Here is a 21,839-nt window from a genome sequence, read left to right as displayed (position 1 = left end):
CCTATTAATAGAAAAGTAAAATTAATTCACATAGATATGATTAATTATCAAGATATAATGGAAAGAGTAAAAGCTGTTGGCGACAAAGTTTTTTACATTCCAATGACAGAAGCAGAGGTTGCGAATTTAGAACAAGAAGTAGGAATTGCATTTCCAGCATATTACCGTGACTTTTTGTTGACTTTCGGAATGCAACAAGATTTCGTTCAAGGGTTATTTACAGACGTTAGCGATTTCTTAGAACAAAATTCGTACTTACAAGAAGCTGTGCCAAATTATTTGATGATTGGTGATAATGGAGGAGAGGATTATTGGATTTTACGTACGGAGAAGGTGAATAGTCAGCGTATATTCAATTGGGTTGACGATGAGATTGAGAAAACAGATTTCACATTTGAAGAGTTAATTACGTACGCTTTACAACAATTAGAAGACGAAGATGTAGTGTCATTAGACAATTCAGAAAAAAGTTGGTGTGTACAATTTGCTATTACAACAAAAGACGAAGAAGCGTTATACCAAGTGTTGCCGTTAAAGTTGACAAGTAAATGGACATTGTCAGAACAATCAGAAGCAGGAGTAGACGAATACATTGCACAAGCCGTTTTAAATGGAGAAGCAATTGAGATGAGTCGCTTAACTTACGGTTCAGGAAGTACACCAACGTATTTTATTGACTATAAAGAAAGTTTAGACAGCGTTAAAAAACAAGGTCAAATCAAACAATGGACTACAGCGTTAGAAGCTAAATTTCCGGAGTTTAATTTAGTTGACTATGGCGTATTGCCAACAAGTTTTGAGATGTAATCAATCTTAATTATAAAAGATATATAGAAGCACTGTTTATAGCAGTGCTTTTTTTGTGCCTAATGGTTTCGTTGTAGAATAATTTTGTGTTTTTAAGTACATAGAAAGATGTAGTATGTGAGTTTGTTTAAATAAATGAATTACAGTGATTTAATAAAAATAACAATCGCATAATATGCTATTTACGAAAATAAGAAACAGCGTTATAAAAAAAACAATACGATGAACCATAGTTTGTAAAAAATACCGTAAAAAGATAAAAAGTACCACTTTTTTAGTGTTTCAAAGTAAGGTAATGCAGTTCAAACCCTTACTGGATAAGGGATTCAGGATATTGGAAAAGCATTTGTTCGGGTGTTGTTCGGGAATTGTTCGAGTGAGCTTCGGAAAAAGGGGGGCTTTTCCGAACAATGGTATTTTAATCCTTGATTAATCCTCGGATTGAACACTATTTTGTGTTTTGAAAACCAGTAAAATTTTTGAAAAAAAGTAGAAATACGACCCTGTTTTTAGTCGCAAATAGTGAATTAATTCTTAGAGTTGAATTTAAGCACTTATAATAGTTTTTTATAATTATCACACTGTGTGTGAGTATGATATAGTGTAAATATAAGAAAAAAGGATGGAAATAATAAAAATATCTTCTTCCTTTTCTTCGTGTTGCACTTAGCAACATTGCCTAAATTATCTTTGTTCTATAACCCAAAAGATAGTTGTTATGGATATTCAACGATTAGTTAGCCATGTGTGGCAGAATAGCGAAATATTAGGTATTCCGGAAGTTGTGAAGCAGCGCAAGTACTGTTTTTGTGCTAACGACAAACAAAAAGATATATTGGTGTTGGGGTTAAATCCAACTTACAATGATTCTTCAATTCCTGGACCTGTTAAGTTTACTTATCGCAAGAATCCAACCACAGAATATAAATACAATCCTTACTTCACAAGGGTTACTGATATGTTGCAGTCAGCAGATTCTCAGCTTGATTTTGCACCTCACATCGCTTATACCGACCTGTTTTATCATCGTGAAAACAATAGCTTAGACTTGTTGCAAGTATTGTTAGATGATTTAGATGGTCGTATCTTTTTGATAGATCAATTAAATGTTACCCAAAAGTTAATCGAGGAGGTTATTAAACCTAAAGTTATAATTGCCAGTAATTGGACTGTAGCTCTTTTTATGGGGTTTTATGGGATGAATGCTGATTCTCCTTGGTATGGCTACGATTTTGAGTTTGTAGAATACACGAAGAGTGGGCACAAGGTTTATCAGATCAAAGGGATTGTTACTGACGATGCATTAATGGATGATTTTGTAAAGACAACCAATTTAGTGGGCACCTATTTTATCTGTAATCCCTATTTGAGTAGTGGCGAGTTTTCAGCTAATACCCTAACAGCGGAGGATATTGCGGTTTATTGTAAGGATTTGAATCAACAGATTGAGCGTGAGGAGACTTTTAATGAAATTCAGAGTGGACTTTTTGACGATTTGTACGATGTTATAGTATGTGCAAGTTTTCCAGATTTATACATTGGTTATTTTGATACAGGTGAAGCAGAACAAGAGGAGCATCGCCCGGAGGATATTGTTCTTTTAAAGAAATTATTGTTGTTTAGAGATTTGCCCGTGCCAGAGGTTGCGAAGTATATTTTTGCTGATTTAGCAAACGAAAAGGTGCTTAAAGAACAAGATATTTCTGAGTTGAGTAGTGCTACATTTTGTGCTGATGTTTTGTGGAATGATACTTTAGCGCTTAAGGAAGTAACGGGTTTACAGGAGGCGGATATTATTGCTTTGTCGGCTGACTTCTTTACAGAGCCAATTGAGTTATTAGCGGATAGATGGTTTGTGATTAGTAAGCAATGGGATGAGTTTATGCTTAATCCGTTAGAGGAGTGGTTTGTTGGAAAGGTTTATGTGGAGAGGGGGTAGTTTACTCAGAGAATGTGGTGTTTGGAGTAATTTTTGATGAGTGAAAGGATATAAATGAGTATATTCAAATAGAATTCTATATATACGGACATACATTGTTGGTATTTGGTAAGTAACTAATTAAATAATTTAAAGATGATATTTAAAGAAATAGCTAATTATAATTTTGATACTGTTTCAAAAGGTAAAGCAAAAAATGTAGATGAATTTATTGAAAAAATCGTAAAAAATCAGTTTGAAGAAAGCAAGGATACAATTATTGAAATTCATAAAACGCTCATGAAATATGTGGAACAAGCAAGTAGTACTTATTTTTTAAGGCTTTATGGGGCATTTACTAAAGATAAATATGATTTGCTTCGTAGAGGTTTTTTAAGTGAATATGCATGCGGTAATAAGATGGTTTTTTGTGACAATACATTTTCTATGTTATTTACAGGAGCAAAGTTGAGTAATAAAGCTTATACTGTAGAGGACTTAAATAAGTTGTTTTCTGGAAAAGAATTAATTTGTTCGTTTGGAGTTACAACTAAGGAAAGGGAATTAATTTTTTATGATAATAAGAATGCGCCAAAAGTTGATTTAAATTCAAGAGGTTGGTATTTAGCTCATTTAAATCCTGTTGGGAAAAGTTATAGTTCGCTTAAAGAAAAATCTAAATTAAAAGAAGTTTTCATAAATCCTGACAGAAAAGAATGGAATAGTGATTCGAAAGTTCGTCAAGTTAAAAGTTCAATTCCAGCAAGTGAATTAGAGCTATTAAAAGCACATTTTTTACGATTAGTACATCCTTTAAATTCTTTTTTAGTTCCTAAAAGAACACAATTATTGTATGAAGGGAAAAATTTTGGAGAAGAAGATGAATTATTATACAAGGTTCAAAATTTAGTAAAAAATATGTTTCCAGTAGAATATGGTGAATTTTGTAAGTTAGCAATGGTATCTGAACTTGAGAGGGGTGAAAAAAGTGACATAGCAGAAATCGAATGGAAAAATGGGAAATATGAAAAATCGAAGAAAATAGTAGAAAAAAGCGTTAAATTATTAACTAAACAGAATACAAAGAATATTGATATGGTGATAGAAGATATAGATAATATTAGTGATGGAAGAAACGAAGTATTAGAAGATAATTTGAAGTCTGTAGGGTTGCGAACATTTACATTTTTTATGTTTGAAGTCTTTACTGAAAATAAAAATGCTTCAATTGAAGATGTGGAATTAAAATATGGTGAAAAATATTCACAAGAAAATGGAAAAGTATTTAAAGGTTCAAGTAAAAAAACGCATATAAGTGTGAGTAAAAGGATTTTTGAGAATGGATTAGAGTATGAAGCTTTAAAAATAATCAGAGATAGTAAAGCTAATGCTGATGTTAAAGAAAAAGCTAATAAATTATTAGGAAGATTATAATATATACAGAAAGAGAGAACCGATAGTAAAACACTATCGGTTTTTTAATTTATTATTAAAATCATTTACCTTAATTTAGTAAGCTATTCCAATAGAAGGAATATTTATGACCTTAACATCCCATCAGAAAGTAATGCAACAAGGAATATATGAAGGCTTGATTACACAAGCATTAGCAAACAAGCTACAACAATTAAATCAAGATAAATATTATATAGCGAGTAAGCAATTAGATTTAGAAGAGGCAACTTTCTATTTAACGCAACACTTCTCTAAAGCTATGGAGAATGCTTTTGATGTAATTAAAGGAATTAAAAAGGAGTCATTACTTTCTCATCAAATTGAAATTGTAAACAAGCTATTGACTTATTTGCATAAGGAAATAGAAACGTATGATTTTACAGAAGATATACTAACAGCAGAAGGAAGTATATTGACAGGAGTATTAGATAAGATAAATACCGATTATTCAGATTTGTCTCTACGATTAAAGCAAATTACTCCAGTTTCAAGATTAACACAGAGTGAATTATTTACTGGAGGTAATCTTGGCTTATCGTTGGATGGTGAGTTGAAAAAAGAAATTCTTTCCTCAGATCGTGTTGACCTGTTAGTTTCATTTATCAAGTGGAAAGCTATTGTTTTATTAAGACCAGCATTAGAGGAATTTACTCGTAATGGTGGGCAATTGCGAGTTATTACTACTACTTATATGGGCGCTACGGATGCTAAAGCTATTAAGGAATTAGCTGAATTGCCTAATACAACAGTAAAGGTGTCTTTTAATACAGGTAACGAACGTTTGCATGCTAAGGCATATTTGTTTTATAGAAAGACTGGATTTCATACTGCATATATAGGTTCTTCTAACTTTTCACGAACTGCTTTGACTGATGGATTGGAGTGGAATGTAAAAGTTACAACGACTGAAATACCTCACATCATTGACAAATTTCAGAAAACTTTTGATACTTATTGGAATAATGAAGAATTTGAAGTCTATAAAGGAGATGAAGATTATGAGAAGGTAGATAGTGCTTTAAAGCGTAGTAAAATAGGCAAAAGTGATCAACAAGAAAACATTGCCTTTTTTGACATCAAACCTTATTATTACCAAAAGGATATTTTGGAAAAACTACGTGTAGAACGCTCTACGCATCAATCTTATAAGAATTTAGTTGTTGCTGCCACAGGCACCGGTAAAACTATGATTGCTGCATTTGATTTTAAAAGTTATTACAGTGAGAATCCAAATACTAAGATGTTATTTATAGCTCATAGAATAGATATTTTAAAGCAAGCACGTACAACTTTTAGACAAGTATTAAGAGACCAAAATTTTGGTGAATTATTAGGTGATGGATATACTGTTCAAAATAAACGTTTTGTTTTTGCTACTATTCAAACACTTTATAATAGTATTGAAAAAGGAGAAATAGCTTCAAACTACTATGATTATGTTGTTTTTGATGAGGTACATCATGCAAAAGCAAGCACATATCAATCTGTAATAAAATATTTGACACCTACTATATTATTGGGATTAACGGCAACTCCTGAACGTATGGATGGAGGTAATATTTTAGAAGATTTTAATTTCCGAATAGCAGCAGAGATTCGCTTACCAGATGCTTTAAATAATAAATTACTTTGTCCTTTTCAGTATTTTGCTATATCTGATAGTATTGATTTAACAAATGTTGTTTGGAAAAATGGTAAGTATGATATCGCAGAGTTGACTAATATTTATACTGCAAATGATATCCGTGTTGGAGAGATTTTATCTAATATAGATAAATATACACAAGGTGTAAAATCAGTTACAGCTCTTGGATTTTGTGTAAGCAAAGCACATGCAGAGTTTATGCATAATAAATTTCAGGCAAAGGGAATTAAATCTGCATATTTGACATCAGATAATAGTAGTCAAAGAGAAGAATTAATAGAAAAGTTAAGAAGAAAAGAGATAAATTATTTATTCGTAGTTGATATATTCAATGAAGGTATTGATGTACCTGAGATAGATACCGTTCTTTTTTTAAGGCCAACAGAAAGCTTGACAATTTTCTTACAGCAGTTAGGAAGAGGTTTAAGATTGAATGAAAATAAAGAAGTTTTATCTGTACTTGATTTTGTTGGGAATGCCCGATCAGAATATGATTTTGAGAATAAATTTAGAGCATTAGTAGGCAAGACAAATACTACAGTATTACAAGAAATAGAACAAGAGTTTCCTCATTTACCTCTGGGATGCTCTATTATTTTAGAGAAGCAAGCAAAAGAATATATTCTAAATAATATTAGCCAGGCGATAAACTTAAATAGAAGAAAGCTATTGCAAAAAATTAGACAGTTTGGTGAACATACAAATAAACCATTAACTCTTACTAACTTTCTGGAGTTTTATAATATTGAATTAAAAATGTTATATAAGACAGATCTTTTTTCTGTGTTATGTAAAGAAGCTATTGGAGGTGAAATAGAAGAGCTTAATTTAGATAGATATAGAAGTATGTTTAAAAATAAATGGAACGTAACAGAATCTTTCTCGTACTTTTCATTTATTATGAGATTGATTGCTGTTGATTTTAATTATAATGCGCTACCTCAAACGGATGAAAATTATTACATGGCTCTAATGCTTCATTATGATTTCTGGCGAGATAATAAAGTGTCTTTTAGTATTCAGGAATCTATGAATATAATCGGTCAGAATAAGATGATGCTTAATGAAATGGCGGCTTATTTAGAGTATAAAATATCTAATATTAGTTTTGAGGAGAAACCTGTTGTAGGATTAACTTATACACTGCCTCTTAAAATACACGCACGTTATACAAGGGATCAGATATTAGCCGCTTTTAGGTTAAGTACAATTGATAAAAAGAGTTCGAGTAGAGAAGGTGTCGCTGAAAATAAGGAATTAAATACAGAGTTACTATTTGTAAATCTACAAAAGAGTGAAGAGGACTTCTCGCCAACTACAATGTATGATGATTATGCAATTAATGAAAGCTTATTTCATTGGCAGTCTCAAAACAATACAGCTGATACTTCTCCAAAGGGAGTTTCTTATATAGAACAAATACAGAAAGAAAAAAAGATTGCATTATTTGTTAGAGAAGGGAAGAATGATATGTATAAAAATACGCAAGGTTATGTATTTTTAGGACTTGTGAACTTTAAAGATTACTATGGATCTAAACCTATGTCTATTACTTGGAAGTTAGAGGAGCCTATCCCTAATTATATGTGGAAAGAGGTTTTAAAACTAAGAATCGGTTAACGCCTACCTTTAATTAAGAAAATACATCTCTTAATTACAATACATAACCCACAAAACAAAAACAGCCACTCAATCGAGTGGCTGTTTTGTTATTTCTTAGCAACGTTATTTAAAAACATTTGCTTTACTTTTTGTAAGTCATAGCTCTTTTCTGATTCTAACTCACCAGAACCGATGATTTTTGTTACTTCTCCCTCTCCATTGATAACAAAGAAGAACGGATAGCCTAATTTCTTACCATTTGGAGCGTATTTCTCAAATACCTCTGTGTTCTTGTTCTTTGTAGAGTAATTTAAGTGGTAGTATAAGTAATTTGCATCTACAACAGCCTTCAACTCCTCATTTTTTTGAACGAAGTCGTTAAATCGCAAACACCAAATACACCAGTTTCCTCCAGCTTGTACAAATACATTCTTACCTTCAACCTTTGCTTTAGCTACTAATTCATTGATTTTTGCTTGTGCATCTTCCTCTTCGTTATAAGGCTTTGCAAGTTGTTCTTTCTCTTCATTTACCTGTTGCTGCTTAGCTTCAGTACTATCAACTGCTGTTGTAGTTGTTTCCGTTTCCGTTTTTTCTACTTCTGCTTCTTTCTTACAACTTGTAAGTGATAAAAATGCAGTCAGTAATATAGATGATATGATAAGTTTTTTCATAATTAAGATTGAATTATATATTGTTTGATGCTGTGAATGTAATAAAATAATTTAAAAATGGCGTTCTTTAGTATTGTTTTTTTGCCTATTATTCATATTTACAAATATTAATCAATTAGTCATTAAATGGTACTAACTGTTCTGATATTTCATTTTAAACAACTGTAAATGAGTGTTTTGTTTGTTTTTTGTGGTAAAATGAGATTTAAAAAGGATGAGATTTATAATGACATAAATATTTGATTTGTTTTATTCTACAGATTTTTATCGTAAGCACTTTTTTATAAAATTAAGTGAATATATACGTTATTTCCATTATGCAGATTACCTTTGTAAACTTTGACAGTAAAAGCAAATATTAGATAGTGTTATGAGAATTATTCCCTGTAAAGAAGGAGACTTCTATGAAGATGAGATAAAGGACTTTTTATTGATTAATGGCAAGCAACTAACGACGGAGATTCAGTTAGCAGTGCAACCGTTTTTGGTAATGACAGAGGAGTATAACGTCTTGTTAGATGTTGGTCTTGGATATAATGAGAACGGAGAGTATATCATAGATGCTATTTTAGCAAAAGAAGGACTAACTCCTCTAACTATAGACCGCATTTACTTATCACATTTACACAAAGATCATATTAATGGTTTGTTAGTAGAAACTGATGCGGGATATGAATGTCGCTATCCTAATGCGGATATTTATATTCAACGCCGCGAAGCAGAGTTTGCTATAAGACAACAAGATGATATTTCTTTTGATTACGATATTTTAGAGGAAGTATTAGATTTACCTAATATAGTGTGGATGGATGATGATCAAGGCCGTTTAGATGATTATATCACCTATGAGGTTGTTGGAGGACATTCTCCTTATATGCAAGTGTTTTGGATGAAGGATGGTAAGCATACGTACTTTTACGGTGCAGATAATTTGCCAAAGCGAAATTACTTAGACTTTGATATTGCATTTAAGAGTGATTACGATGGTAAACGAGCTATGCAGTTACGCCAAGATTGGAAAGTACGTGCAAAGGAAGAACAATGGATTGTATTGTTTTACCACGATATGGATATGACGAGTTATTCGTTTGAAATAGATAAGTAAAAAGAAAGCGCTAACAATACTGTTGGCGCTTTTTTTTAATCCTAAAAAAGGGACATGATTAATGTGATCATATACCTGATTACAGCAGTTAATAAAGTAATCATAATAGTAGTTTTAGGTTAGTTTATATTTATGAATAGTATCTTCTATGTTTTTCCGTATTAATGGTCTGATTGTAAAGGTAGTAATAAAGGTGCATAGTGCGAAAACCAATATTAAAAAACTGTATAAAATAGTTTGAAAAAGCAATGAACTATTTTCTGTAGTGCGATATAATTCAGTCAAAAAAGGTGTAAACATTCCTCCTATAATAGGGAGACCGAATCCTTGTATCGCAATAGAAGAAATAAGGAACTTCTTGTTTGTGATTTTACACAATTTACGGATAGCGTAATGCCACTGTATCCCAAGGAGTACATATAGTAGAAAGGTTATTATCAGTAAACTGCTATATATTTCAGTAGCACTGTTAGGAAATACTTTACCTATTAAGCATAACAGTAAAAATAAGGCAGTGGTCAATACAATTCTCGGAAAGGTAAAAAAGCCAAGTAATGTTTTAAATAGCAGCTTTATATAACTCCCCGTTAGTCGTTTTGTCTTTTCTTCTATAATATCAGAGAAGCCATACACGCCAAACTTCTTGAACTCAATTTGTAAGGCATTATCAAAAGTGATATTGTTGTCAATAGTCCACTGTTGCTCAATACCATTTGCCAAGTGATCCACTAACTCCAATTCTACGTCATAGTGTTCAACATAGTGCTTTTTCACAAAAAGGTGAATCTGCTGTACTTGTTTTTCTGTTAGTTGTGTCATAAGCTGAGGTGTTAGGCAGTTAATTTCTTTTTTAAGACTTCTCTTTCGTTGTTAATCGTTGGATAAATTACAGAAACACTAATAAAATACCATAGTATAATAAATAGCATTGCTGAAGCAACTAACCAGGTTTGACGATGGAATATCGAGATAACCATTCTAAAGTAAACGAAAAAGATAATGGTAGGGAAAGCAATAAATTGAAACTTTACTTTGTCTAATATCCACTTTCTACCTTCACTTTTATTTCTTCGTTTGGTTTTAATGACATCAATGCTTGCCCATATAATATTAAATACAAGTGTTGATAGAATAAATATATCTGCTATATCTCGCGTGTGTATAAAAGTTGCTGTATACTTTAGTAAAGCATAGATAACACTATACAATGCCATTGATACAACTATTCTATGCCATTTGAAATAGCATTTAATATCCTTTAAGAGATTCTTTATGTATTGCAATGTTAAAGATTGTGCTTTTAACTCAACTACATCAGAGAAGCCATACACGCCAAACTTCTTGAACTCTATTTGTAGAGCATTGTCAAAAGTGATATTGTTGTCAATAGCCCACTGTTGCTCAATGCCATTAGCCAAGTGATCTACTAACTCCAATTCTACGTCATAGTGTTCAACATAGTGCTTTTTCACAAAAAGGTGAATCTGCTGTACTTGCTGTTCTGTTAGTTGTGTCATAAGCTGAGGTGTTATGTGATTTTTAATATATTTTCTTTTTCTTTTTTGTATCGAGGATAAAGTACAAACCAGCATATATAGTTAGTTAGTGCTAGTAACGTAAAACAAAAAGCAAATACGATGTTATAAGCTAATGTATCAATTAAGTAAGTAAATTGCTGATAACGAGGAATTATACTAATAATTAAATATATAAATCCGCTTGTAGCATTTATAGAGGAAACTACACGTCTAAATGTTTCGTCGATTAAAAAACGTTGCTTAATATTTAATCTTTCATTGATTACTGGATTCTTATTGTTATTAGTTTGTAGTGTTATGTTTAAGAAATAAGGTGAACCTAATGCTAATACTAAGAATAGTAACGTAAAAAAAAGATTGTTTATTTTAGTAAGAAAAGCAAAGGCAGTTAATAAGAAAGCGATGGTTATTGTAATTTGTGGTAATCTAAAGAAAGATTGTATTTCCTTTAAAAACATTGTCTTATAAATACTGAAGTGCATTTTCTCATTTTCTTTCTTTATTTTTAAGAAGTTGTCCTTACCAAAATTATTGAACTGAATTTGAAATACTTGCTCAAATGATAATAGAGGCTCTTCATTCCAAAGTTCTTCAATACTACTAATTAGGTGATCAGTTAATTCCTCTGTTACCTCATAATAGTAAGCACCATTACTTTGAACTACTTTACGTATATAGTCTATTTGTCTATTTGTTAGTTGTATCATAATTAATAGCAATGTTGGTTTTTAATATATTATGTCAATTTTAGGTTGACGATATTCTGCATATTTCGGATAAAACTTTCCAGTTCCTCCATTTTATTATCTGTTTCCTTCACCCCAGACTCCGTAAGCTTATAATATTTACGCACACGGCCATCTACGCGTTCCATTTCAACATCTAAGAAACCATCTGCTTCCAATTTGTGTAGCGCAGGATATAGTGCTCCTTCTGTTAAACTCATTTCACCTGCGGTAACTTCTTTTACTTTTTGCGTAATCTCATAACCGTACATTCGCCCATTTTGCTCCAATAACTTCATTATAATTGCGCTGAGGCTTCCTTTGTATAATTGTTGTTGTTTTTTCATACTTAAGATTCTTATGTATGGCAAATATAGAAATAAAACTGATACATCAAATACTTAGGTATTGTTTTTAATCAATTATTATTGATGTAGGACATAGAGGTTTGTTAGCTATATCAAACAGGTTGAGTTGCTTAATTATTCTTGTTGTTAACTAAAATCAAGGAGTAGGAGGAAACATAAGGACACTATACATCACAACTGCTCGTAGTCAGAAAAAGAAATAAACGAATAAAAAAAGAGTAGAATAAACATTTCGATATACCTTTGCGTTTTGATAAAAAAATGGAAATAGACATATTATTCTACTTGTGTATTGTAGCTTTCTGTGCTGGTTTTATAGATGCCATTGCAGGAGGAGGTGGGTTAATACAAACCCCGTTAGGATTGGCATTACTACCCACTTATCCAGTATCGACTGTAATCGGGTCATTGAAGATTCCGGCTTTCTCAGGAACAGCAATGGCGGTAAGGCAGTATTTGAAAAAGGCTAAGATAAACTGGAAGTACTTCGGAATATTAGCAGCTATATCCTTTGGGAGTGCGTTTCTTGGTTCTTATACTTTGACAATCGTCAATAATGACTTTATGAAACCGCTCTTGTTTGGCATACTGTTGTTACTATGGGTGTTTACGTATGTGCGAAAAGACTTTGCAAGAAAAAGTATAAGTGCTGTAACAGACAAGAACAAGTATAAATACGGAATAATAATAGCTTTATTTGTGGGCTTTTACGATGGTTTCATTGGTCCGGCTACAGGAACATTCTTTATTATGGGGTTCATCTTTTTAGTTGGCTTTGATTTCTTTAAAGCCTCTGCTTATGCTAAGATGATTAACCTTGCTACCAATTTTGGAAGTATTTGTTTATTTATGTTGAAAGGACAGATTATATGGGAAATAGCAATTCCAATGGCGATATGTAATGGAGTAGGAGGATACTGTGGTGCTAAGTTGGCTATTTTGAAAGGACAACAATGGGTACGTTATATCTTCTTGTTTATTATGTTCGTTGCCATTTGTAGATTTGGTTATGAAGTATTTGAGTTTTAACTCCCACGAGTTATTCTTTTAATATAAAGCGAAAAGCCCTGACACCGTAGTGATCAGGGCTTTTCTAAAGTACAAAAAAGTTATTTTTAGTCTTCCATAGGAAGTTGATTTTCTATTAAATCTTGGTCTTTCTTACTCATAAATAATCGACCCATTTTATCTAAACCAAAGCGCATATAGATATCTCTTGTACGCCCAAAGTGGTGAAATAAAATATAGAGTAAAATACCCACTCCCGCGATGTTTATATAACCAAATAAGGTTTTGTTTGCAGCTAATACAGCGTTTACTTGCACTGCTTTTAAACTGATGCCATTATTAGGTCTAAACAGTAAGGCGTCGTCAAAATACACAGCCAAGTTGGTTAAACTTTGTAATTGTAGCTGGTATAGTACCCAATTGAATAAAGAAGAACAAATACCTAAAGAGATGAAGGTTCTCCATAAAAGGATGAAACCAATCAAGCTCAACAAGCTTGGAATATCTAATTTATCTAAAGCGTAATACCAGATTACGATAAACAATACTCCCATACCATAGCCTTTTAAGAACATTGGCAATAGCCAGCTTTCATAGTTGAACTCAGGAACCATTGAGAAGTACATAATTACTGTGTACATCATAAACGAGGCAAATCCAGAGAACGCAAGCATACGGATAGGTATCTGACGGCTAAACCACTTGTAGCATACTATTGCACCAACGAGTAAACCAGGAACCATCATTACGTTTAGTGAGGCGTTTGTCAAGGGGTTGTATCCCAAAACTCCCACTGCAAAGATGTTTTGTATATTGGTTGTAGCTAAGTACATTCCTAAAAAGAACAACATCAAGATAGCGTGTCTTACGTTATTTTTCTTAAATGCTTTAAGTGATAAGAATGGTCTTTTTAATAGTTGTTGTCTCAAAAAGAACAAGAATGCTAAAACGATAAAGGTAGCTGTGGCATACTTTATTTTATCAGAATTGAACCAAGCTTGTTGTTTTCCAAAGGATAGGATATACCCTAAGATGATAAACGAACTATTGTACAACAATACACTTAACCAGTCGATATAATAAAGGGGTACCTTTTTCATAAAGCGTTGGTTATGTTGGAAGATTACGCAGATTAAAGCAGTAATTAAACACATAGCAGCGTATTGTAAATATCCAAACTGCCAGTTGAGGTAGTATGAAACTTTAGCGATATGATAACCTGATAGCTGGGTAACCACTAGTACTCCAGAGTAAAAAATGCTGTAAAACAAACCTCTATTTCCTCCTTTACTCAAGAGGAACATTAAAGGAAGTAATACCTCCATCATCCCCAGCATTTTAAACATACCCACTAAGAACGAAGCTCCAATAATAACCTGTGGTTGGTGGGTTGTACCCATTATGGTAAACAGAAAAGCGATGCTCACCAAAGAAGTGATAAGTATCTCTTTAGTTCTGAATCTTGCTTTTATACGAATCACCAAGGGCATTACAGTTCCCATTCCTACTACGTTAGCATAGTTTGCCCACATATAGTATTCTGACATTGCCCCCGTACTACCCACTAAGTAGGTGATATTAGTAGTGTAAATTCCGCTTAAAGAAAAGAACACTAAGGCAATCAGGATAATCAGTAAGAGCATAACAGGTTTAGGAACCCAATTGTGAAATAATCCTTGATTATACATTTACTTTATATTTTTAATTAAAAACCAAAAAGGCGAGGGGATTATCCTTTTACTTGGATATTCATATTCATCCCTGCTCTTAGTCTTTCTACATCTTCTTTTTTATTAGCATCTGTAAACTCAATACGCACAGGAATACGCTGTTGAACTTTAACGAAATTCCCCGTTGAGTTATCTGTAGGCATACTTGAATATCTTGCTCCAGTTGCTGCTGAAATAGCTGTAACAACCCCTTCAAAACTTTGTCCTCTAAGCGCATCAGCACTCATATTAATTTTAGTTCCAATTTGAATATCTGGCATTTGTGACTCTAAGAAGTTAGCAGTAACCCATTTGTTGTTGTTTAAAACGATTGTTCCGATTTGCTGACTTGGGTTAAGCAATTGGCCTTCGTTGATTAATCTTCTCCCCATTGTACCATCATAAGGAGCAGTAATAACAGTGTAAGAAAGATTCAACTTAGCCATATCAAGCATTGCTTTAGTACGTTGAATATCTGCGTCATTTAAGGCTAAACGCGTTTGAACTTCAGAAACAGAAAGTTGCGTTGTACTTTTTTGTTTTGTCAAGGCCTCGTATCCTGCTTTAGCCGCTTGGTATTCTGTTTTTACTTGGTCATACTGTTGTTGTGTTACAGCTTCAGCCTCCAGTAAGTTTTTAAATCGGTTACTATTTTGCTCCGCATTCCACAATCTCGCTTTAGCTCCTTCTATATTAGAGTCAAAAACAGCAATATTGTTAGAAACCGTTTGAATAGCAGATGAGGTAACTTGCTTTGCCGCCAATGCACTTGCGTATGCAGCTTCTGCTTGTCCTACTTGCGTTAATATTTCGCGATTGTCAAGAATAACCAGTGTATCACCTTTCTTTACATTTTGGTGTTCAATGAATCTAATCTCTTTAATATATGCAGATACCCTTGTGTTAATCGGGTTTATAAATTCTTCAACCTGTGCAGATTCAGTATAATCTTTGTCGCCAATATGGAAGTACTTGGTCAATAACCAATAAAATGCCAAGGCGATAATCAGAAAAGTAGTTACATTAATGATAATGATCTTCGATTTCTTACCGATCTCTTGTTTGTGGTTAATCCCTGTATTGGAAGAAGCAGCAGCTGGTTTTTGAGTTTCCTGTACTTCTGGAGTTTCTATGTTGTCTTTATTTTCCATTTGTAATTGCAAACATTAATTAAAGTGTTCCTGTTGATTTGATTAAATTGTAGTATTGAAACAATACGTTTATCTGTGCATTAGCATATTGTAATTCCGCTTCTAACTTAGCATTTGTAGCATCAGTCATCTCGGCTTGAATTGCTAACTGGTTTAAATATTTAGCTTCAATAATGCGGTAGTTTTCTTGAGCTAAGTGTTGGCTCTTTTTCAATAGATTAGCGTTTTGAACAGCCTCTTGATATTTGGTATAAGCAGCATTCACACCCATTTCTATGTTTTGTAACAATAAGATAAGTGACTCGTCTGCTTGAGATTTGTGTATTTCTTCCAGTTTCACTTTTCCTTTTGTCTTGTATAGGTTGTCTAAGCTATAACTAAGAGAAACACCAACCTGCCAAGCATTAGAATACATATCCATTACAGGGTTTACCGTTGTTATAGGTCTTGTCATATTATATCCACCAACTGCGGCAAGTGCTGGGTATTTATCTGTTTTAGCCACTTCAATTTTCTTTTGTGCCAACTCTACGCTTTTCTGTGCCATAGCCAACATAGGGTGGTTTTCATAAGCCAATTGCAGATAGTAAGAAAAGTCACCTTCTAATGCTTTATTGTTTACATCACTCACTGGGATAAAGGCTGTATTCGGTTGTAATCCTAATGCAAACGCTAAGTTGTAGTTTAGAATAGCGGTATTGTTATTTACTACTAATAATGCTTGGTCAATGTTTTGCAAAGCCAATTCACCACGGATAACCTCGTTTCTGGTCATCATACCTTCTTTGTAAAAGCGAGTAACATTTTCTAAGCGAATATTAGCCAGTCTTTTATTGTTTTGGTAAACCTGTTCTTGATTTACCAATTTGTATATATCCAAGTAGTTAGATATTACAAGAAACTTAATAGCTTGCTGGTCCTTTTCGAAGTCGAGATTCGTCAGTTGCTCACGCATTTCAGACATTTCGATAGACTTGTTAATCAAACCACCTTTGTATAATAGCTCCGAAGCCTGTATAGCATAAGAATTTCCAAAATGTGGCATATCTTTTGTCATAACCTTACTGAAGTCCTTGTCTAATATCTGTACATCACCAATATAGGCAGCAGTAGCAGATGCTGTAAGGTTTGGAAGGCGTTGTTGTCTAACAACCTTCGTTTGCTGAGTAGCAAATTCTTTATTCTTTTCGTTAACTTTTAGTTGTTGGTGATTTTCAAGAGCAAGTTGTATAACTTCCTCAATAGTAAGTTCTTTTACTCCGTTTTGGGCATAAGAAATACCAGACGATAATAAAAGAGCACTTATTCCATAGAAGCATTTACGCAGGGAATATTTCATTTTCTCTAATCATTTTAAGAATGCAAAGTTAGGTCGTAGCTATACTTTGTAAAATGATTAAAAAACGGATAAAGATGTTTGAAAGTATTATTTTGTTTATTTGAACTGCGCGCGATATTGAGTCGGGCTAATGTTAAGATGTCTTTTAAAGAAGTGAGCAAAAGCGTATTGATCGCTAAATTTGAGTAATTCAGCAATTTCTCTGATTGGATTTGTTGTGCTTGACAATTGTGCTTTAGCCTCGTTTAGAATAAACTCGCCTATAATCTCGTTTGGAGTTTTATTTGTAATCTCTTTAACGACAGTGCTTAAATGACGTATAGATATACGGAGTTGATCTGCGTAGAACTGCACTGTTTTATCGCGTAAATAGTTTTCGGACACCAAAATAAGGAAGTTATAAGCTATAGCTTGTTGGGTTGTCATCTGACTTAAACTGTCGTGTTGTTTAGGAGAGGTAATACTAACAAGGTGATATAAAACAATATTAAAGTAGTTTTCTACAATCTCTCTTGCATACTCGATATTGTTGAAGTTTTTGATATAATAGTTAAGCATACGAATGTTTTGCCAGAACAATTCCAATTCTCCAGGAGTTGTAGTAAAGCTTCTTTTTAGCTGTCTTTTTAAGTTGTCATATACTTTAAGCTTGTTGAGTTTAAGTGCTATTTTTTGGATAAACTCCAAGTTGTAGCTTACTAATCTTAGCTCTATATCATCACTCATTTCAATGGTTTCGTACACGTATTTCTTGTCAAAAAGAATGATTGTATTTGCCGTTGCTTCAATTTCTGTAATCTGTTCTTTGAATAATAGACGACCCTTTTTTACAAATAAAATCGACGATCGAATAGGGCGATAAGGGTGACCAATAGGAACAATATCAAAGATAGTTTTCTCGTCATTTACTGCTACTTCTAAGAAGGGATTATTTGTATTTGAATCTGCGTTTTTCAAAGTAAGATGAATTGAAATTAAGTATTGCAAGTTACCAAAAAAAATGGGTAGGTTGACTTAATACATAATCCAATTCTCTTCCTTAATATTCAATTAGAATAAGATTTATGTATCCAATAACAAGATGTTTTTTGTGATTTATTCGTGTAAGTAAAGAGTCATATAAGGAGTGTTTAACAATAAATGAGTTTTTTTTAACAAAAAACAGTAAGTGGTAAGAAAAGTTCAAACCTTGTTTTTGGTTAAGTATGTGTTTTTTAATTGAATAATCTATCTTTTTTACTGTGAAATTTATTTTAGGATATGGTTATAAAGCTATGTATTTATTATATTTGCAGGCATTTTTAGAACGCAATATGTGCTATTGTAAAATTGGGTTAATAAAATAATTTCCAATGAGTTGTGTTTTTATGGAATTATCGAATTCTTAGTTAAATAGATGTTTTATTGGTAATATTTAAATATAAAATGCCTCTTGTAGAAAGGTTCTGTTGTGCAGGTCTTATATAAGTGATATTGTTAATTATTCATAAAATGTGATTTTACATAATTTAAATTGTGACTCAATGAGAATTGTGTGTCTTAAGGGTGAAAAAATAGAAATAGAATGTCTTATTTACTTTGTAATTATCGACATATAAAAGAGTAGAGCTCTATTGAATACAGATACCAATTTATGGGAAAGCAATTGGTATTAGGTATTAAAATAGTAAAGAGAAAAATAAGAATAACGGATTATTTTTCTTCTTTTAAAGATTAAAAAAAGTACTATTTGTACGAATGAAATTTTAAAATGGTGTTTTTACATTGAATGTAAAAATATTTAGAAGTTTCATTACTAAAAATGAGATTTTTTTGTAAACCGTTATAAATCAAAGCGTGCACTGCGTTTCATTTTATTGGGAAGTACATCTTTTTTACAAAATGAAACATATATAAAAGTGAATAGTGCAATCTTTGCATAAATAATTTGTGCGCGCGATATGAACTTATGTTTCAAAATCGCGAAGTACAGATAAATTGTAAAACTATACAATACTACACCTTATGAACAAAAGATTAATTTCTGCTGGCTTGCTAATGTCATCTCTTGCAATCAATGCGCAAGTAGGGGTTGGTACATCAACACCAAACAAATCTGCTGAGCTTACTGTAGCTTCAACAAATAGAGGTTTATTGATACCACAAGTGCCATTAAAGAACACTGCAGATAAGAGTACAATCACAAATGGTAATGTTGAAAGTTTACTTGTTTACGCAACTGTAAAGCAAGAGGATATTATTCCAGGATACCACTATTGGGATGCTAAACGTCAAGTTTGGAAACGCCTAACAGCGGACTCTGAAATTCCTGCGCTTGTTGTAAATCAATTTGAAAATATCTTGAATCTGGAAGGAGACAAGGTGAAAAATCTGATTAAGAATATCGTGAATAATACTACGGGAAATGTAGTGTATGAAGGAGATAAATTATACCACATAACAGAGGGTGGTAAAAAGGTTGAAATCAAACTTGGCGATATTGTTAAAGCAAATGAAACATTGACTGTTTTAGCTTACGATAAAGTTACTGGTGCTTTGACTTATTCTGATGAGAAAAAAGCTATCGTTACTGTTGATATCAAAGGGGCTGTTAAGTCTTTTGAAACTGTTAATAGTATCATCACAGATGAGGATAAAGGAACGATTACTTTTAAAGATGCAGCTGGTAATGTAAATGCTACTGTTAAGATTAAAGACCTTGTAAAAAAATACGAGACAGTGACTACTCTTGTGGATAACAAGAATGGTACTTATTTATACACGTCTGAAAATAATACACAAACTACAATCAATGTGCCTGCTGATGTAATTAATCAATTCAACAAAATCGTGAATAACGGTGATGTTTTAAAAGAGTTGGTTACTGTTTTAGGAGATACATATGTAGGAGGTAACGTTTACTATGACGGAGATAAGTTTCAATACGTTGATAATAGCGGAAAGAAACACAATGTTAGCCTTGAACAATTAGTAAAAGGAAAAGAAACTATTACAACTTTAGTACGTGAGAAAGCTGGTAAGTATGTTTATACTAATGAAGCTGGAGCTACATCTAATATTACTGTTGTAGGTGATGTTACTGAGGTAATCAAAGCTAAAACTGACCAAGACTTGTACAATGTGTTAAAAACATTTGTAGATGTTGAGGAAACATTGACACAATTAGTGTACAACGCATCAACTAAGAAATTGGTGTTTAGTGATGAAGATGATAAAGAGCACGAGATTGATGTAGATGCATTAGTGAAAAATAACCAATTTGTTTCTGTAGTTCGCGGTGGCGCTAATATCAATGTAGCTAAAGTTATCGATGGAAATACGATTACTTATACATTAGATGTTCCAACTGCAACTAAAGATGTTGCTGGGGTTGTAAAAGCTGGTAGCGGATTAGACGTTGATGCTAATGGGAACCTTAGTGTGAATTTAGAAACTGCATTAAATGGTAAGAATTTGAGTGGCGACAATATTATTGTTGTTACTGATGGTAAAGGTGCTGTTTTAAAAGAAACAAAATTAGCAGTAAATGAAAAGGCAATAAGCCTTGAGAATTTAGGAGGTTTGCTTAATCTGTCACAATTACATAAAGGTAATGCAGGTGATGTATTAGTTGTAGATGCAAAAGGTAATGTAGTATGGTCTGCAAAAGAGGCAATTACTACAAATACATTAGTATTAACAGGTTCTGATTTAGTTTCTACTGTAAACGGCATAGAGGTAACACAAAGCTTAAAAGACAAATTGTCTACTGAGATGCTTCAAAAAGGAGCTGTTACAGCCGATAAATTAGGAGCTACTGCTGCTGAAAAAGGAAAAGTTCCTGTGGTACAAGCAGACGGAACAGTGAAATATGAAAACATTGCTGCTTCTAATGTAGATGGAAAAACATTAGATTCTGCTAATGAGTTATTAACTGTATCTGATGGAGCTGGAGTTGTATTGAAAGATGTAACATTAACAGTGAACCAAGGGAAGTTTGATTTAGCTAAAATAGGAGGAGAGTTACAATTAACTCAAATCAAAAAAGGAAATAAAGGAGAAGTTTTAGTAACAGATAAAGATGGAAACGTTAGTTGGGCAAAACCAGAAAGCGATTTAATCAAAGAGATGGTTCAAAAGAACCAAACGGTTACTAAGATTGTTGATCATAATAATGGATCATTCACTTATTACAATGAAGCTGATTTTGATTTGAACGGCGAATTAAAAGCAAATGCGAAAGGATTGACTTTTGATGCCAATACATTGACAATTTCAGTGAAAGATGGTGTATATACATTCACAGATAAGTCGACTAAAGAGCCATTAGCTGTTATTGATACAAATGCGAGTTCAATTATTTTCAATGATATTAAAACGCAATTGGGAAGTACGAATGTACAAGGAGCAATTGAGAAGTTATTAGAGAAAATAGGTGCGGTTGAAAGTACGAAAGGAGAATTGAGCGGTACAGGTATCTTAATTAATGGCAAAGCAAGTTTAGTTGATTCTGTGTTAAAGAATATGGCGTTGTCTATAGAGGATGGTGCTATTACAACAGATAAGTTAGCAGCTGATGCTGTTACAACGGCTAAGATTGCTAAAGGAGCTGTAACAACAGATAAAGTTCAAGCTGGAGATAAGGGTACTGTTTTAATTACAGACAAGAACGGAAACGTTACTTGGGGTAATGAGAAAAATGAGGTATTGAAAGATATTGTTTCAGCAAATGAAACACTAACTGTGTTAGGATATGACAAGTCAACTAATGCGTTGAACTATAAAGATGAGAAGGGAAACACTTCAACATTAGACT

The 21,839-nt window shown here is 32.7% G+C and carries 15 protein-coding genes and 1 pseudogene; 7 read left to right on the top strand and 9 right to left on the bottom strand.

The features are described from left to right. The first annotated feature begins 36 nt into the window (after positions 1 to 36). The 4 genes from AABL81_RS06220 to AABL81_RS06205 all read left to right on the top strand — a co-directional run bounded on the left by AABL81_RS06220 (position 37) and on the right by AABL81_RS06205 (position 7,445). On the top strand, positions 37 to 807 hold the full coding sequence (locus AABL81_RS06220; RefSeq protein WP_341340596.1) for an SMI1/KNR4 family protein: 771 nt from the start codon (positions 37 to 39) through the stop codon (positions 805 to 807). 718 nt (positions 808 to 1,525) lie between these two features. Then, the gene (locus AABL81_RS06215; protein ID WP_341340595.1) at positions 1,526 to 2,746 is read left to right on the top strand and encodes a hypothetical protein; all 1,221 of its coding nucleotides are present in this window, start codon (positions 1,526 to 1,528) and stop codon (positions 2,744 to 2,746) included. Positions 2,747 to 2,881: 135 nt separating this feature from the next. Next, positions 2,882 to 4,159 carry a hypothetical protein gene (locus tag AABL81_RS06210; RefSeq protein ID WP_341340594.1) on the top strand — a complete coding sequence of 426 codons (1,278 nt, stop codon included), beginning with the start codon at positions 2,882 to 2,884 and terminating at the stop codon, positions 4,157 to 4,159. A gap of 106 nt (positions 4,160 to 4,265) precedes the next feature. Continuing rightward, on the top strand, positions 4,266 to 7,445 hold the full coding sequence (locus AABL81_RS06205) for a DUF3427 domain-containing protein (RefSeq protein WP_341340593.1): 3,180 nt from the start codon (positions 4,266 to 4,268) through the stop codon (positions 7,443 to 7,445). An 89-nt stretch (positions 7,446 to 7,534) separates the two neighbouring features. Here AABL81_RS06205 and AABL81_RS06200 read toward each other — a convergent pair whose 3' ends face one another. Continuing rightward, the gene (locus AABL81_RS06200) at positions 7,535 to 8,101 is read right to left on the bottom strand and encodes a thioredoxin family protein (protein ID WP_341340592.1); all 567 of its coding nucleotides are present in this window, start codon (positions 8,099 to 8,101) and stop codon (positions 7,535 to 7,537) included. 370 nt (positions 8,102 to 8,471) lie between these two features. Here AABL81_RS06200 and AABL81_RS06195 point away from each other — a divergent pair, with 370 nt between their 5' ends. Further along, a complete protein-coding gene (locus AABL81_RS06195; protein WP_341340591.1) occupies positions 8,472 to 9,206 on the top strand; it encodes an MBL fold metallo-hydrolase in 735 nt (244 codons plus the stop codon). Between the two features lie 114 nt (positions 9,207 to 9,320). Here AABL81_RS06195 and AABL81_RS06190 read toward each other — a convergent pair whose 3' ends face one another. The 4 genes from AABL81_RS06190 to AABL81_RS06175 are packed head-to-tail and all read right to left on the bottom strand — an operon-like array spanning position 9,321 to position 11,816. After that, positions 9,321 to 10,025 (bottom strand): hypothetical protein, encoded by a 705-nt coding sequence (locus tag AABL81_RS06190; RefSeq protein WP_341340590.1) that lies wholly within the window; start codon positions 10,023 to 10,025, stop codon positions 9,321 to 9,323. Positions 10,026 to 10,036: 11 nt separating this feature from the next. Further along, positions 10,037 to 10,723, bottom strand: coding sequence for a hypothetical protein (locus tag AABL81_RS06185; RefSeq protein WP_341340589.1), 687 nt, complete (start codon positions 10,721 to 10,723; stop codon positions 10,037 to 10,039). Between the two features lie 11 nt (positions 10,724 to 10,734). Beyond that, positions 10,735 to 11,451, bottom strand: coding sequence for a hypothetical protein (locus tag AABL81_RS06180; RefSeq protein ID WP_341340588.1), 717 nt, complete (start codon positions 11,449 to 11,451; stop codon positions 10,735 to 10,737). A 29-nt stretch (positions 11,452 to 11,480) separates the two neighbouring features. After that, complete coding sequence (locus AABL81_RS06175) at positions 11,481 to 11,816, bottom strand: PadR family transcriptional regulator (RefSeq protein ID WP_158211068.1); 336 nt, start codon at positions 11,814 to 11,816, stop codon at positions 11,481 to 11,483. 282 nt (positions 11,817 to 12,098) lie between these two features. On the opposite strand from AABL81_RS06175, the gene AABL81_RS06170 reads away from it, so the two are divergent. After that, on the top strand, positions 12,099 to 12,866 hold the full coding sequence (locus AABL81_RS06170) for a sulfite exporter TauE/SafE family protein (protein WP_158211067.1): 768 nt from the start codon (positions 12,099 to 12,101) through the stop codon (positions 12,864 to 12,866). Between the two features lie 86 nt (positions 12,867 to 12,952). Here AABL81_RS06170 and AABL81_RS06165 read toward each other — a convergent pair whose 3' ends face one another. From AABL81_RS06165 to AABL81_RS06150, 4 genes are all read right to left on the bottom strand, one after another. After that, positions 12,953 to 14,533, bottom strand: coding sequence for an MFS transporter (locus AABL81_RS06165; RefSeq protein ID WP_341340587.1), 1,581 nt, complete (start codon positions 14,531 to 14,533; stop codon positions 12,953 to 12,955). A 41-nt stretch (positions 14,534 to 14,574) separates the two neighbouring features. Further along, entirely contained in the window at positions 14,575 to 15,705 is a 1,131-nt protein-coding gene (locus AABL81_RS06160) for an HlyD family secretion protein (protein WP_341340586.1), read from the bottom strand. Between the two features lie 19 nt (positions 15,706 to 15,724). Then, the gene (locus AABL81_RS06155) at positions 15,725 to 17,044 is read right to left on the bottom strand and encodes a TolC family protein (RefSeq protein WP_341340585.1); all 1,320 of its coding nucleotides are present in this window, start codon (positions 17,042 to 17,044) and stop codon (positions 15,725 to 15,727) included. A gap of 96 nt (positions 17,045 to 17,140) precedes the next feature. Beyond that, positions 17,141 to 18,001 (bottom strand): helix-turn-helix domain-containing protein, encoded by an 861-nt coding sequence (locus AABL81_RS06150; protein ID WP_158211063.1) that lies wholly within the window; start codon positions 17,999 to 18,001, stop codon positions 17,141 to 17,143. A gap of 1,047 nt (positions 18,002 to 19,048) precedes the next feature. Here AABL81_RS06150 and AABL81_RS06145 point away from each other — a divergent pair. After that, positions 19,049 to 21,839, top strand: a pseudogene (locus AABL81_RS06145) (hypothetical protein); the annotation flags it as partial.

This window comes from Myroides sp. C1519, assembly GCF_038039755.1.
In the GTDB taxonomy this organism is placed as follows: Bacteria; Bacteroidota; Bacteroidia; order Flavobacteriales; family Flavobacteriaceae; genus Flavobacterium; species Flavobacterium phaeum_A.
The sequence above is the reverse complement of the archived record's forward strand: the minus strand, read 5'-3'. Positions and strand labels throughout refer to the sequence as shown.

Coding starts and splice junctions, on each gene's coding strand:
- AABL81_RS06195 (WP_341340591.1), top strand. CDS start 8,472: ATGAGAATTATTCCCTGTAAAGAAGGAGACTTCTATGAAGATGAGATA.
- AABL81_RS06165 (WP_341340587.1), bottom strand. CDS start 14,533: ATGTATAATCAAGGATTATTTCACAATTGGGTTCCTAAACCTGTTATG.
- AABL81_RS06220 (WP_341340596.1), top strand. CDS start 37: ATGATTAATTATCAAGATATAATGGAAAGAGTAAAAGCTGTTGGCGAC.
- AABL81_RS06180 (WP_341340588.1), bottom strand. CDS start 11,451: ATGATACAACTAACAAATAGACAAATAGACTATATACGTAAAGTAGTT.
- AABL81_RS06175 (WP_158211068.1), bottom strand. CDS start 11,816: ATGAAAAAACAACAACAATTATACAAAGGAAGCCTCAGCGCAATTATA.
- AABL81_RS06160 (WP_341340586.1), bottom strand. CDS start 15,705: ATGGAAAATAAAGACAACATAGAAACTCCAGAAGTACAGGAAACTCAA.
- AABL81_RS06170 (WP_158211067.1), top strand. CDS start 12,099: ATGGAAATAGACATATTATTCTACTTGTGTATTGTAGCTTTCTGTGCT.
- AABL81_RS06185 (WP_341340589.1), bottom strand. CDS start 10,723: ATGACACAACTAACAGAACAGCAAGTACAGCAGATTCACCTTTTTGTG.
- AABL81_RS06190 (WP_341340590.1), bottom strand. CDS start 10,025: ATGACACAACTAACAGAAAAACAAGTACAGCAGATTCACCTTTTTGTG.
- AABL81_RS06200 (WP_341340592.1), bottom strand. CDS start 8,101: ATGAAAAAACTTATCATATCATCTATATTACTGACTGCATTTTTATCA.
- AABL81_RS06215 (WP_341340595.1), top strand. CDS start 1,526: ATGGATATTCAACGATTAGTTAGCCATGTGTGGCAGAATAGCGAAATA.
- AABL81_RS06205 (WP_341340593.1), top strand. CDS start 4,266: ATGACCTTAACATCCCATCAGAAAGTAATGCAACAAGGAATATATGAA.
- AABL81_RS06155 (WP_341340585.1), bottom strand. CDS start 17,044: ATGAAATATTCCCTGCGTAAATGCTTCTATGGAATAAGTGCTCTTTTA.
- AABL81_RS06210 (WP_341340594.1), top strand. CDS start 2,882: ATGATATTTAAAGAAATAGCTAATTATAATTTTGATACTGTTTCAAAA.